Origin of the sequence: Phaeovulum sp. (assembly GCF_030684035.1) — a bacterium.
Classification (GTDB): Bacteria; Pseudomonadota; Alphaproteobacteria; order Rhodobacterales; family Rhodobacteraceae; genus UBA6213.
In genome coordinates this window covers 13,796-25,726 of the sequence record NZ_JAUXPI010000012.1, presented here as the reverse complement: position 1 = coordinate 25,726, position 11,931 = coordinate 13,796, and the positions used below count along the sequence as shown (strand labels likewise).

At 65.1% G+C, this 11,931-nt stretch carries 14 protein-coding genes and 1 tRNA gene; 9 read left to right on the top strand and 6 right to left on the bottom strand.

Translation table 11 applies throughout. The features are described 5' to 3' along the window. The first annotated feature begins 73 nt into the window (after positions 1–73). Both Q8J98_RS03295 and Q8J98_RS03290 read left to right on the top strand, forming a co-directional pair. Positions 74–955 (top strand): ribokinase, encoded by an 882-nt coding sequence (locus Q8J98_RS03295; protein ID WP_305293129.1) that lies wholly within the window; start codon positions 74–76, stop codon positions 953–955. After that, a complete protein-coding gene (locus Q8J98_RS03290) occupies positions 952–1,647 on the top strand; it encodes a fumarylacetoacetate hydrolase family protein (RefSeq protein ID WP_305293128.1) in 696 nt (231 codons plus the stop codon). The genes Q8J98_RS03295 and Q8J98_RS03290 overlap by 4 nt, the downstream gene beginning before the upstream one ends. Here the strand turns inward: Q8J98_RS03290 and Q8J98_RS03285 are convergent, their stop codons facing one another. After that, complete coding sequence (locus Q8J98_RS03285) at positions 1,648–2,271, bottom strand: CbiX/SirB N-terminal domain-containing protein (protein WP_305293127.1); 624 nt, start codon at positions 2,269–2,271, stop codon at positions 1,648–1,650. It abuts the gene before it with no gap. Positions 2,272–2,412: 141 nt separating this feature from the next. Between Q8J98_RS03285 and Q8J98_RS03280 the strand changes: the two genes are divergently transcribed. Then, a complete protein-coding gene (locus Q8J98_RS03280; protein ID WP_305293126.1) occupies positions 2,413–3,312 on the top strand; it encodes a D-amino acid aminotransferase in 900 nt (299 codons plus the stop codon). After that, positions 3,309–4,025 carry an HAD family hydrolase gene (locus Q8J98_RS03275; RefSeq protein ID WP_305293125.1) on the top strand — a complete coding sequence of 239 codons (717 nt, stop codon included), beginning with the start codon at positions 3,309–3,311 and terminating at the stop codon, positions 4,023–4,025. The genes Q8J98_RS03280 and Q8J98_RS03275 overlap by 4 nt, the downstream gene beginning before the upstream one ends. A gap of 194 nt (positions 4,026–4,219) precedes the next feature. On the opposite strand, the gene Q8J98_RS03270 is transcribed toward Q8J98_RS03275, so the two are convergent. The 4 genes from Q8J98_RS03270 to tsaD are packed head-to-tail and all read right to left on the bottom strand — an operon-like array spanning position 4,220 to position 6,961. After that, the gene (locus Q8J98_RS03270) at positions 4,220–4,639 is read right to left on the bottom strand and encodes an EVE domain-containing protein (protein WP_305293257.1); all 420 of its coding nucleotides are present in this window, start codon (positions 4,637–4,639) and stop codon (positions 4,220–4,222) included. After that, entirely contained in the window at positions 4,639–4,908 is a 270-nt protein-coding gene (locus Q8J98_RS03265; protein ID WP_305293124.1) for a YciI family protein, read from the bottom strand. The genes Q8J98_RS03270 and Q8J98_RS03265 overlap by 1 nt, the downstream gene beginning before the upstream one ends. Before the next feature lie 2 nt (positions 4,909–4,910). Continuing rightward, the gene (locus Q8J98_RS03260; protein ID WP_305293123.1) at positions 4,911–5,873 is read right to left on the bottom strand and encodes an NAD(P)H-dependent glycerol-3-phosphate dehydrogenase; all 963 of its coding nucleotides are present in this window, start codon (positions 5,871–5,873) and stop codon (positions 4,911–4,913) included. Continuing rightward, complete coding sequence (gene tsaD / locus Q8J98_RS03255; RefSeq protein ID WP_305293122.1) at positions 5,870–6,961, bottom strand: tRNA (adenosine(37)-N6)-threonylcarbamoyltransferase complex transferase subunit TsaD; 1,092 nt, start codon at positions 6,959–6,961, stop codon at positions 5,870–5,872. Before tsaD ends, Q8J98_RS03260 begins: the two co-directional genes overlap by 4 nt. A gap of 73 nt (positions 6,962–7,034) precedes the next feature. Between tsaD and Q8J98_RS03250 the strand changes: the two genes are divergently transcribed. The 4 genes from Q8J98_RS03250 to Q8J98_RS03235 all read left to right on the top strand — a co-directional run bounded on the left by Q8J98_RS03250 (position 7,035) and on the right by Q8J98_RS03235 (position 10,590). Further along, a complete protein-coding gene (locus Q8J98_RS03250) occupies positions 7,035–7,739 on the top strand; it encodes a uroporphyrinogen-III synthase (RefSeq protein ID WP_305293121.1) in 705 nt (234 codons plus the stop codon). A 57-nt stretch (positions 7,740–7,796) separates the two neighbouring features. Beyond that, on the top strand, positions 7,797–8,921 hold the full coding sequence (locus Q8J98_RS03245) for a COG4223 family protein (protein ID WP_305293120.1): 1,125 nt from the start codon (positions 7,797–7,799) through the stop codon (positions 8,919–8,921). 10 nt (positions 8,922–8,931) lie between these two features. After that, on the top strand, positions 8,932–10,470 hold the full coding sequence (locus Q8J98_RS03240) for a heme biosynthesis protein HemY (RefSeq protein ID WP_305293119.1): 1,539 nt from the start codon (positions 8,932–8,934) through the stop codon (positions 10,468–10,470). Positions 10,471–10,514: 44 nt separating this feature from the next. Further along, positions 10,515–10,590, top strand: a tRNA-Thr gene (locus Q8J98_RS03235). A gap of 118 nt (positions 10,591–10,708) precedes the next feature. On the opposite strand, the gene Q8J98_RS03230 is transcribed toward Q8J98_RS03235, so the two are convergent. Continuing rightward, complete coding sequence (locus Q8J98_RS03230) at positions 10,709–11,107, bottom strand: hypothetical protein (protein ID WP_305184614.1); 399 nt, start codon at positions 11,105–11,107, stop codon at positions 10,709–10,711. Positions 11,108–11,277: 170 nt separating this feature from the next. On the opposite strand from Q8J98_RS03230, the gene Q8J98_RS03225 reads away from it, so the two are divergent. Then, positions 11,278–11,931 (top strand): hypothetical protein, encoded by a 654-nt coding sequence (locus tag Q8J98_RS03225; RefSeq protein ID WP_305184613.1) that lies wholly within the window; start codon positions 11,278–11,280, stop codon positions 11,929–11,931.

Below are 11,931 nucleotides of genomic sequence, written 5' to 3'. Positions count from 1 at the left end.
GGAGCCGGGGGCTTTCCGCCCCCGGACCCCCGGAGGATATTTGAACTAAAGCAGACACGAGGGGGGGGAACCTGTGACGATCTGGAACCTCGGTTCGATCAATATCGACCACTTCTACCGGCTGCCGCACCTGCCCCGGCCCGGTGAAACGCTGGCTGCCGAGAGCTATTCGGTTGGGCTTGGCGGCAAAGGAGCCAACCAGTCGGTGGCGGCGGCGCGCGCCGGCGCGCGGGTGCGCCATATCGGTGGAGTCGGGCCTGAAGACTGGGCGCTGGAGCGGCTGCGGGGCTATGGGGTCGATTGCGCGCATGTGGAGCGCTGCAAGGTGGCGACCGGACACGCGATCATCAATGTGGATCGGGCAGGGGAAAATGCGATCGTGCTTTTTGCCGGGGCGAACCGCGGCTTTGGGCTGGAAGGGGTTGCGGCAGCGTTGAAAGAGGCGGTGCCGGGCGACACCCTGCTGTTGCAGAACGAGACCTCGCACCAGACCGAGGCCGCGCAGATGGCGCGGGCAAAAGGCATGCGGGTGGTCTATTCTGCGGCACCTTTCGAGGTCGAGGCGGTGCGCGCGGTCTTGCCGCATATCACGCTTCTGGCGCTGAACGCGGTCGAGGCGGAGCAGCTTTCGGCGGCACTCGGCACGGGTCTTGACCGGCTTCTTGTGCCGCAGATCCTCGTTACCCGAGGCTCCGAAGGAGCCGAGTGGAACGATCTGGCGGGCGGGGAGCGGCTGATGCAGCCCTCATTTCCGGTTCAGGCGGTTGATACGACAGGGGCGGGGGATACTTTCGCGGGGTATTTCGCGGCCGGTCGTGATTCCGGCCTGCCGCCCGGCGAGGCTTTGCGGCTGGCAGCCGCGGCAGCCGCGCTCAAGGTGACGCGCGCGGGAACCGCGGAGGCAATTCCGTCGCGCGCCGAAGTCGATGCATTTTTGGCGGAGCGGGCCAGATGAAGTATCTTTTCGAACCGCAACCTGTGCGGGCGGCGGCGGTATTGGGCGAGGCGGCGCAATATCCGGTTCGCAGGATTTTTTGCGTGGGCCGCAACTATGCCGAGCATGCCCGCGAGATGGGCGGTGAAGTGGACCGCGAAACACCCTTCTATTTTACCAAATCCGCCGAGGCGCTGACGCGCTCGGGGGCGACGGTGCCCTACCCGCCGGGGACTGCGGATTTTCACCACGAAATGGAGCTGGTGGTTGCGCTGGGCGCGCCCGCCTTCCGCATCACGAAAGAAGCCGCACCGGGTGCGGTGTTCGGCTACGCCAGCGGGCTCGACATGACCCGGCGCGACCTGCAAGCGGCGGCGAAAGAAAAGCGGCGGCCATGGGATACCGGCAAGGACTTTGAGCATTCGGCGGTGCTGGGACCGATCACCAAAGCGGAAGATTTCGGTGTCGTCGGGCCGCAGGCGATAACATGCGCGGTGAACGGGGTGCAGCGCCAGGCGGCGCATCTGGCCGACATGGTCTGGAGCGTTGCCGACATCATCAGCCATCTCTCGACGCTCTACCACCTCGGGCCGGGCGATCTGATCTATACCGGCACACCTGCCGGCGTGGGCGCGGTGCGGGCGGGCGATGTGCTTGAGGGGCAGATCGAGGGGCTGGCACCGGTACGACTCGTGATCGGCGCGGCCGAGTAGTCAGGCACTGGCGAGCGCTTCGGCAATCAGCTTCGGCACTGCGGGGTGCTCGCCGATGGGTGGCAACAGGTGACCGGGAAAACCTGCGGCGGCCAGGGCTGCGGGAATATCCGTGTCAACGTGACCGGCGCGGAGCGCGAAAAATGGCAGGCAAAGTGCGGGGCCGCGCAGGCGCGCGACATCGATGAGGAAGGGCGGCTCTTCGATCAGGCCAAGCCGGATTTCGGAAAACCTGGTGATCTGGCGCAGGCGGGCGATCTGCCTTTCAGCCCCCAACCGCGAGGACGGCGAAACTTGGGAGCCGTGGGCAACCAAAAGCAATGTGGCCGATTCAGGCTCTATTCCGGCTGAAACTGCCGATTCTTGCACATGACGCGCCACCAGATCGACCACCGCCGGGTCAACGCCGAAGGGCGCTAGCCTGCGCGGGGTTGCGCCAAGCGAAGCAAGCGCGCGCGGCAAGGCGGATTGGGTAAACCAGCCGTCCGCCATGAAGAACGGGTAAACGAGCGGTGATACGAGCCCGGCCAGCGCCGACTTCAGCGCGCCCTCGGCGGCGAGGGTCGCGCCGCGCACCTTCCAGCCCGGAAGCAGCGCGCCCACCTCGGCCGCAAGCGCCCGCATCCGCGTTTCTTGCGGGACAGGGTTGGCAGGGGCGCCATGTGCGATGAGAATGGCTTCGGGCATGATTGCCACTTCTAGGGCATTTTGTGGCTCTGGCAAATGCGCGCCCGCCCGAATAGCGTGATGCAAAGCGGAGGCATCATGACCGATCACGTTACCACCCACCAAGCCGAGGAAGATGCGCGCAACGACACTATCCTGATTTATGTGAACGGGCGCATCGTGCCCAAGGCGCAGGCCACTGTCTCGGTCTATGACTCGGGCTTTTTGCTCGGTGACGGGGTTTGGGAGGGGTTGCGGCTTTATGGCGGCCGCTGGGCCTTTCTGGAGGAACACATCGAGAGGCTGTTCGAGGCCGCAAAAGCGATTGACCTCGATATCGGAATGACCCCCGATCAGGTCATTTCTGCCCTGGCTGAAACGCAAAGGGCCAACGGCTTCGTCACCGATTGCCACGCCCGGCTGATGGTGACGCGGGGGGTGAAACACCGGCCTTTTCAGCACCCTTCCTTGTCGCGGCAGGGGCCGACCATGGTCATCATCATGGAGCATTCGCGCCCGAAAATTCCACGCCCGATCCGGCTTGCGACGGTGCCGCAGATCCGTGGCTTGCCGATGAGTCAAGATCCGAAGCTGAACAGTCACAGCAAGCTCAACTGCATTCTCGCCTGCATCGCCGCCGAAAAGGCGGGCGCGGATGAGGCGCTGATGCTGGATGTGCATGGCTTTGTGAATACCACAAACGCCTGCAACTTCTTCATCGTGCGCAAAGGCGAGGTTTGGACCTCGACCGGCGATTACTGCATGAACGGCATCACCCGGGGCAAGGTCATGGATTTGTGCCGACAGGCCGGGATTCCGGTTTTCGAGCGAAATTTCGGTTTGTTAGAGACATATTCCGCCGATGAGGCCTTTCTGACCGGCACCTTTGGCGCGCAAACACCGGTCGGCAGCATCGATGGCCGGGTCATTGGAAGCGGGCAGATGGGGCCGATGACCGAGCGCCTGCGTGGACTCTACAAGGCGCTGGTGCAGGCATGAAAATTGCCATGTGGTCTGGCCCGCGCAACCTTTCGACCGCGCTGATGTACAGCTTTGCGGCCCGCGGTGATTGCGCGGTGGCAGACGAACCGTTTTACGCCGCCTACCTTGCGGCAACCGGGCTGGACCACCCGATGCGAGCCGAGATTCTGGTGTCGCAGCCGACCGACCCCTTGCAAGTTGCCGCGTTGTGCGATGGGCCAATTCCGCATGAACAGAGCCACTTTTACATGAAGCACATGACGCACCACATGATCGCCAGCTTTCCGATCAGTTGGGCGCGCGAAGCGGTGAACGTGTTCCTGATCCGCCACCCGGCAAGGGTGATTGCTTCCTATGCAAAAAAACGCGAAGGCGCGACGCTTGACGATCTGGGGTTTCAGCGGCAGGCAGAGCTATATGACGAGATCGCCGGCTGGGGTACGCGCCCGATCGTGATCGACTCGACCGATATCCGCGCCGCACCCGCGCCAATGCTGCAAAAGCTGTGCGCCGCAATAGGTCTCGAATTCACCCCCGCGATGCTGCACTGGCCGCCGGGCGGGCACCCCTCGGATGGGGTCTGGGCGGCGCACTGGTATGGTGTGGCCCACCGTTCCAGCGGTTTCGATACCGCCGAAGGGCCGCCCCCACAGCTTTCGGGCGACTATGCGCGCCTCGTCGAGGCCGCGCTGCCCTATTACCAGCGGCTTGCAGCGCACAAACTCGGTTAACCCGAGCTTTCCGCTAACCATTGGATTCGCCTATATTTTGCGAAATGCGGTGCTTGCGCGGAATCGCATTCCCGGGTTAGAACCACAGCACGGACCAGTAGGACCGGGACCTTTTCAGTTTCACGTGTGGTGCTAGGGGAGCACGTGGGGTGGTGGAGGGTCCTGGGCAGGGGTGCCGGGGCCCTCCTGCTTTTTCAAGGCCCTGCGCCGCCCAATTCGCACACAATCCGCCACTCTTCCTCGGTCACCGGCTGCACCGACAGGCGCGCGCAGGTAACCAGAGCCATATTTGCAAGCCTGGGGTCCGCCTTCACCATCGCCAGGCTTACCGACCGCGCCATCGGGCGAAGCGCGCGAATATCGACGCAATCCCAACGCGGGTCGTCGGTCGTGCTGTCGTGGTGCGCCAGCGCGCAAACCTCGACGATGCCGACAATCTCCTTGCCGATGTTGGAATGGTAGAAAAACCCGAGGTCGCCCAGTTGCATCGCCCGCATGTTGTTGCGCGCGAGGTAGTTGCGCACGCCGTGCCACTCTTCGCCCGCGGGTGCCTTGGCCATTTGCTCGGTCCAGCCCCAGACATTCGGTTCGGATTTGAACAGCCATTTCGCCATCAACCGATGACCTTTTTCCATTCGGTGACGCTGACCGCAGCGAACAGGTCCGCCGTTCTGTAGGGGTCGCCTTGCGCCCAGCTTTGCGCCTCAGCGAGGTTCTCGCATTCCAGAATGACAAGCGAGCCGACCATCTGGCCTGCCTCGATGAATGGGCCAGCCATGCGAACGATTCCGGTTGCCTCGATATAGGCAAGGTGTGCGGCCCGGGTGTCCAGGCGGATTTGCAGGGCCCCGGGGCGGTCGCGGCAGATGACGGCGCAGAACATGTTCACTCCTGTTTCAACGGGCGCGACAGCAGCGCCCGGGCAGCCTCGGCTACTGTGATTTTTCGGTCAACCAGCGCCGCCACCATATCTGCAATCGGCAGATGTATCTTGCTCTTTTTGGCCAGAACAGACACTGCTTTTGCGGTCGCGGCACCCTCAACCGTGGTGTTGGCATCAAAGCTTTCGCCCGCGCCAAGCGCATAGCCAAAACGGAAATTGCGCGACTGTGTCGAGGTGCAGGTAAGCACCAGATCGCCAAGGCCCGAAAGCCCGGCAAGCGTTTCTGGCCTGGCACCCAAGGCCGTTGCGAAGCGGCTCATTTCGGCAAAGCCGCGGGTCATCAGCGCGGCGCGCGCTGAATCGCCCAAACCCGCGCCGATCACTACGCCCGCCGCGATTGCAACAACGTTTTTCAGCGCGCCGCCAAGTTCCGCCCCGGTCAGGTCGGTGGTGCGGTAAAGCCGCAGAACCGAGGTCGAAAGCCGCGCCTGCAATGCCTCGCCGATTTCGTCATTTGCACAGGCGAGTGTGAGCGCCGTGGGCAGGCTGCGGGCGATGTCGGCAGCAAAGCTCGGCCCGGTCAGCAGTGCGGGCGTGGCACCCGGGCATGCGCGCGCGATCAGCGCCACAGGCCCAAGCCCGCTGGCAAGGTCGATACCTTTTGAGCAAGCGACAAGAATGCGACCTGAAAGAATGGTGGAATGCGCTGCAAGAAACCCGGCCATTTGCTGCATCGGCAGCGCCAGAAGCAACAGGTCACTTGCCGCCGCCGCATCGATTTCCGCAGTAACAGACACGCTTTCCGGCAAGGTCACGCCAGCAAGTCGGCGTGCATTGCAGCGGGTTGCGCGCATTTGCGCAACATGGCCGTCATCACGCGCCCAAAGGGTAACAGCCCCGTTTCGCGCCAGCGCCACCGCAAGGGCGGTGCCAAAAGCGCCAGCGCCCAAAACCCCGATGCTCATGCTTTCGCCCCCCGTTTGCCCGAACCGAGCATGGCCGGGGCGGCTTCGTCAAGCGGCCAGCGCGGGCGTGCCGAAAGCGTCGTTGCGTCGTCTATACCGGCGCGGAACCGTTCGATTCCCGCCCAGGCAATCATCGCCGCGTTATCGGTGCAGAGCGCAAGAGGCGGCGCGACGAATAGCGCACCATGCGCCAGCGAAACAGTCTCTAACGCAGCCCGAACTGCCCTGTTCGCCGCGACACCCCCGGCGACGGCGAAGGCAGGCGTTGGCGGATTTTCGGCAAGATAGGCCAGAAGCGCGCGGCGCGATTTTTCGGCCAGCACATCTGCGACCGCTGCTTGAAACCCCGCGCAGAGATCGGCGCGATCGCCAGCGCGCAGGGTGCCCGCCTGCATCACCGCATCACGCGCCCGCAGCAGCGCGGTTTTCAGGCCCGAAAACGACATGTCGCAGCCGGGGCGGTCGAGCAGCGGCCGAGGAAAGCTGAACCGTCTCGCATCACCGCGCGCCGCCTCGGCTTCAACCGAGGGGCCGCCAGGCTGAGGCAGCGCCAGAAGCTTGGCGGTCTTGTCAAACGCTTCGCCGGGCGCATCGTCAATGGTGCCGCCGATGCGACTGAAGCTTGCCGGACCGCGCACGATCAGAAACTGGCAATGGCCCCCGGAAACCAGCAGCATGAGGTAGGGGAAAGCGAGCCCGTGGGTCAGCCGCGGCGTCAGTGCATGCCCGGCGAGGTGGTTGACCCCGATCAGCGGCAACCCGGCACCCGCAGCAATACCCTTGGCGCACATCACGCCCGAAATCACGCCGCCGATGAGGCCCGGCCCGGCAGTGACGGCCACTGCATCAAGATCACCCAAACCAAGCCCGGCGCGCGCCAGCGCCTCCTCGGCGCAAAGGTCCAGCTTTTCGACATGCGCGCGGGCCGCAAGCTCGGGAACCACACCACCAAAAGGCGCGTGCAGCTCGGTCTGCCCGGCAACCACCGAGGCAAGCACCTCGGCGCGGCCTTCGCTAAGGCGCACCACTGCGGCTGCGGTATCATCGCAACTGCTTTCAAGGCCGAGAAAGGTAAGGGTTCTGGTCATCGTGTGCCGGTTGCGGGTTTGCACTCCGGCAGGTAACACCGGGGGCGAGATCGCACAATCCCGGGGAAGACCCGTGCCCGATTCCCGCCCGACGCTGCTGTTGACCCGCCCGATCGCGCAATCGCGCCGTTTCGCTGCGGCATTCGCGGCGCGGTTCGGCGAAGACTGGCCGGTGCTGATCGCGCCGATGCAGCAGATCGTGGCGCTTGCCCCCGCAGTTCCGCAGGCGCGCGAGGTGATCTTTACCTCGGAGAACGCGGTGGCTCCACTGCAAGCTCTTTCGCCTGCCGCGGGGCGGCGGGCGTGGTGCGTGGGCGCGCGCACGGCGGCGGCGGCGGCTGAGGCCGGGTTCGCGCCCGTGGCTGGGCCGGGTGATGCGGCAGCATTGGCCGCGGCGATACTCGCGGCGCGCCCCGCCGGCCCACTTTTGCATGCGCGGGGCGCGCATCAGGCATTCGACATTGCGGCAAAGCTCAATGCGGCAGGAATAGAGACGTTTTCGGCGCAAGTCTATGCGCAAGAGGCGCGCCCGCTTTCTGCTGAAGGCCTGGCGTTGCTTGCCGGAATGACTCCGGTGCTGGTGCCGCTCTTCTCGCCCCGTTCCGCACGACTTTTTGCCGAAGCGGCGGCGAACACCCGGGCACCGCTGCGCATCGCCGCCATTTCGCCTGCAACGGCGCGCGTTTGCGTAAAGCTTGGGCCAGCGACGGTTGAGACTGCGGCGCAGCCAGAGGCGGAATCGATGCTAGATGCATTGGCGCGACTTATGGCGGGTTGAGACGCCGCGCGCGCGCACCTAGATTGGCAAACGGAATATATTGCGGGGGATTGAGCAGTGGCGAGAAAAGCAAGTGAGACCCCCGAGCCCGCGGCCACAAACGAGCCCGCCGAGCCGGTGCTGATCCCCGAGCCGAAGATGGCCGCTTTGGCGGAGCCGACCGAAGTTGCGCCAGAGCCCGCGCGCAAGCGGCGCGGCACGTTCATGCCGCTGCTTCTGGGCGGTGTCGTTGCGGCTGCACTTGGTGCCGGGGCGACGATGTATCTGCTGCCTTTGCTTCCGGCGCGCTGGCAACCCGCTTCGGCGTTGCTTGCCGCGAGCACGGCTGAGCAGGCCGCGCGGTTTGACGCGCTCCGGGCAGAGCTTGCCGCGCTGCGCGCCGCCGTTCCGCAAGCGCCAGACCTCGGGCCGCTGCAAGCGGCACTGGCCGAAGCCGAGGCAAGGCTGGCGGCAGTTGAGGCACGCCCCGCGCCAGTGATGACCGACGCGACACCCGCCGTTGAGGCATTGCGCGACGAGTTGGCGGCGCTGCGCGCCGAATTGGCTGCGGGCGCGGGCAGCCCGCAGACGACCTCGGCCGAAATCGCCGCCGCCGCCGCCGAGGCTTCGGCAAGGATTGTCGCGGCGGAAACCGAGGCTGCGGCCGTGCGCGCGCGGGCCGAAGCCGATGCCGCCGCACTGCGCGCCGAAGCCGAAGCCTCGGCGTCAAGGGCGCTGGCACGGGCGGCGGCGGCACAACTTGCCGCGGCCATCGAAAGCGGGGCACCGCTTGCAGAAGCGGTTGCGCAGCTTCGACTGGCGGGCGTTGATGTTCCGCCCGAACTTGCTGCCGAAGTTCCAACGCTTACGGCGCTCCGCGACGGTTTTGTGCCGGCCGCGCGGGCAGCGCTTGCCGCCGCGCGGGCAGAGGCACCCGGCGCGGGAATGCTTGATCGGCTCGGCACCCTGTTGCTTGCCCAAACCAGTGCGCGGTCGCTGACCGCGCGCGAGGGGGTAGATGCCGATGCGGTGCTTTCGCGCGCCGAGGCGGCGCTGGCGGCGGGCGATCTGACCGCCGCATTGGCAGAAGTTTCGGCGCTGCCCGATGCCGCGCGAGCTGAAATGGCCACCTGGCAGGCGCTCGCCGAGCGCCGCCTTGCCGCAACCCGTGCGCTGGCCAATCTGGCCCAGAGCCTGAACTGAAGAGGCTGGGATGATCTGGTCATTTCTGAAAATTGCGGTGTTTCTGGTCGCGGTTGCGGCGCTGACACTGGGTGCAACCTACCTCGTCGAAAATGGTGAGGGAATCCGGATAGCGGTTGCGGGAATGGAGTTTACCCTTGGCCCGCTGCAAACGGCGCTTGCGGCGCTTTCGGTGTTTGTGCTGGTCTGGCTGCTGTTGCGGGTGCTGGGGCTGCTTTCGGCGGTGCTGCACTTCATCAACGGCGACGAAACCGCTGTCAGCCGCTATTTTGACCGCAACCGCGAACGCAAGGGCTATGAGGCGCTGGCGGAAGGCATGATGGCGGTTGCATCGGGCGAGGGCCGGGTGGCGCTGGCCAAGGCGGCGAAGGCCGAGAAATACCTCGGGCGGCCCGAACTGACCAACCTGCTTTCTGCGCAGGCCGCCGAAGCGGCGGGCGACACACGCAAGGCGACCGAAGTTTACAGACGCCTGCTGGCGGACCAGCGCACCCGCTTTGTCGGCGTGCAGGGGCTGATGAAGCAGAAACTGGCCGAGGGTGACGCCGCTACCGCGCTCAAGCTTGCCGAAAAGGCCTATGCGCTCAAACCCCGGCATGAGGGCGTGCAAGATACGCTCTTGCGCCTGCAGTCGGAAAAGGGCGACTGGAAAGGTGCCCGCGATGTGCTTGGCACCAAGCTCAAGCAAGGGTTGCTGCCGCGCGATGTGCACCGCCGCCGCGATGCGTTACTGGCCTTGCAAGAGGCGAAGGGAGTGCTTGCGGAGGGTGCCAGCATCGAGGCGCGCGAGGCCGCGATTGCCGCCAACAAGGCCTCGCCCGATCTGATACCGGCAGCGGTCATGGCGGCCGAGGCCTACATCGCCAAGGGTGACACAAAGCACGCGACACGGCTGCTTTTGAAGGCATGGGAGGCGCAGCCGCACCCTGAACTTGCCGCGGCCTTCGCGGCAATAGCACCCGACGAGACCGCGGCAGAGCGGGCCAAACGCTTTGAGCCGCTTTTGAAGCTGCGCGCCGATGCCGAGGAAACCCGGCTCTTGCGCGCCGAACTGGCTATTGCGGCAGAAGATTTTCCCGCCGCCCGCCGCGCCCTGGGCGATCTTGCCGAAACCCACCCCACCGCAAGGGCGCTGACGCTGATGGCGGCGGTCGAGCGTGGCGAGGGGGCCGATGATGCGGTGGTGCGCGGCTGGCTGGCGCGCGCGCTTGGGGCAAGCCGTGGCCCGCAATGGGTGTGCGAGAATTGCCACAACATTCAGGCCGAATGGGGCCCGGTCTGCGACAACTGCGGCGGCTTCGATACGCTTTCGTGGCGCGAACCGCCGGGCGGCGGTGTGCCGCTCGCCAATCGCGCCGAAATGCTGCCGCTGATCGTCGGCACGCCGCGGCCGCTGCCCGAGGCACTTGATCCGCTTCCGGTGCCCGTTCCCGCCGCGCCGATGCCGATGCCGACGGAAACCGAAATCCTGACCGAGCGCCTGCGCCGCGACCCCTTGGCCGAGCCCGATGCGGTTGCCCTGGCGCGCGGCATGGCACCGAAAAAATAGGGCTACCCATCGGCCCCGTTCGATGCTATCCGGCGCGCCACCGGGCCGCACTAGCTCAGTTGGTAGAGCACATCATTCGTAATGATGGGGTCGGGGGTTCGAATCCCTCGTGCGGCACCATTGATCTGCTTCAAGAAAAATCACCAACCCCGGCGCAAATAGCGCATGGCTTAGTCTGCGCCAAGCCAAAGGCCCGCCCTATTCGGAGCGGGCCTCATCAAGGCTTGTGGAACCGAGTTTAGTTCGGGCTAGCTTCGAAAGAAGGCGGTGTTCCGGTGCCGGCATTGCCGTTCTCGAGGTTGGCGGCACCGGCAAGAATGGCAGCGCTCTGGGTCGCGTCGGTCGAATTTGCGGCAACCGTACGCAGCGCCGCTGCAGCCTCGGCGCCCGAAATCTGACCGTTCTGCGCCATCGAGTAGATCATCGACGCGAGAAGCGCGATCTGTGCGCTGTAGGCGCTACCGGTCAATCCGCTGGCCAAAATCTGCGAAATTGCAGCATGTGCGGCGGCAGAACACGCGGAGGCAGCACAACCGGCGCTTACAGCGGCAGTGTCGAACGTAGGAACCTGAGCGTGCGCGGGCACTGCGGCACCGATTGCAATACTCGCGAGCAGGGCAAATCTGGAAATCTTCATTTCATAACCTCAAATCGAACCGGATGCGGCACACGCGGGCAATATAGGCCAAGCGCGGGGTCAAAAACAATTGAAACTTGCGCAGTTGCGCCAGACGTTGCATGTGACGGCGCAAACGCGCCGGTTGAGTGGGCGGTGTGATCAGCTTTTGGCGAGGCAGCGGGTAGCGGATGGTGCGGAAAGCGGGAACATTTCTGGCGGTGGCGGGCAGCCTGGCGCTTGCTGTTGCAGCGGTGCCGCAGTTTCAGAAAGAGTATGCGACGGTCCTGTTTTCGCGGCTCACGGAAAGCCAGCAATTCGCCGCCCTGACGGAAACCGGCATTTCCTTGCCGCCTTCGGTTCGGTCCGAGCGAATTGTCCTGCAAGCCTGCGAAGCGTCGATGCGCAGTGTTCTGGCGCTGTTTCAGGCACAAACGCGGCGCGAGGCGCTTCGGGGCAACTGTGCAGGTCTGGCCAATGCAGCCAGCGCACGCGCCCCAACCTCGTCTCTGGCGCAACTTCTGGTTGCTTCAACTGCCCCAAATGACGCCGAATTCTCACGCGCCCTGGCGGTTTCGCAGGCAACTGGCGCGTTCGAAGGCGATCTGGCGCAGCGCCGGTTTGTGCTTGCCGCAGACCGCATTGATCGACTTGCGCCAGAGGCGCTTGCCGCGCTTACCGCAGATATCACGCTGCTGGTTCAGTTTCCCGCCGGTCGGTCTCTGGTGGCGGAAAGGTACCTCGCGCTGCCGGGAGCGCGCGAGGTGATGACCGAGGCAATTGAACGCGCCCCGGAACAATCGCAAAAGGCGTTCATTGCTGCCGTGCGGGGGGCGGGCAGGTGA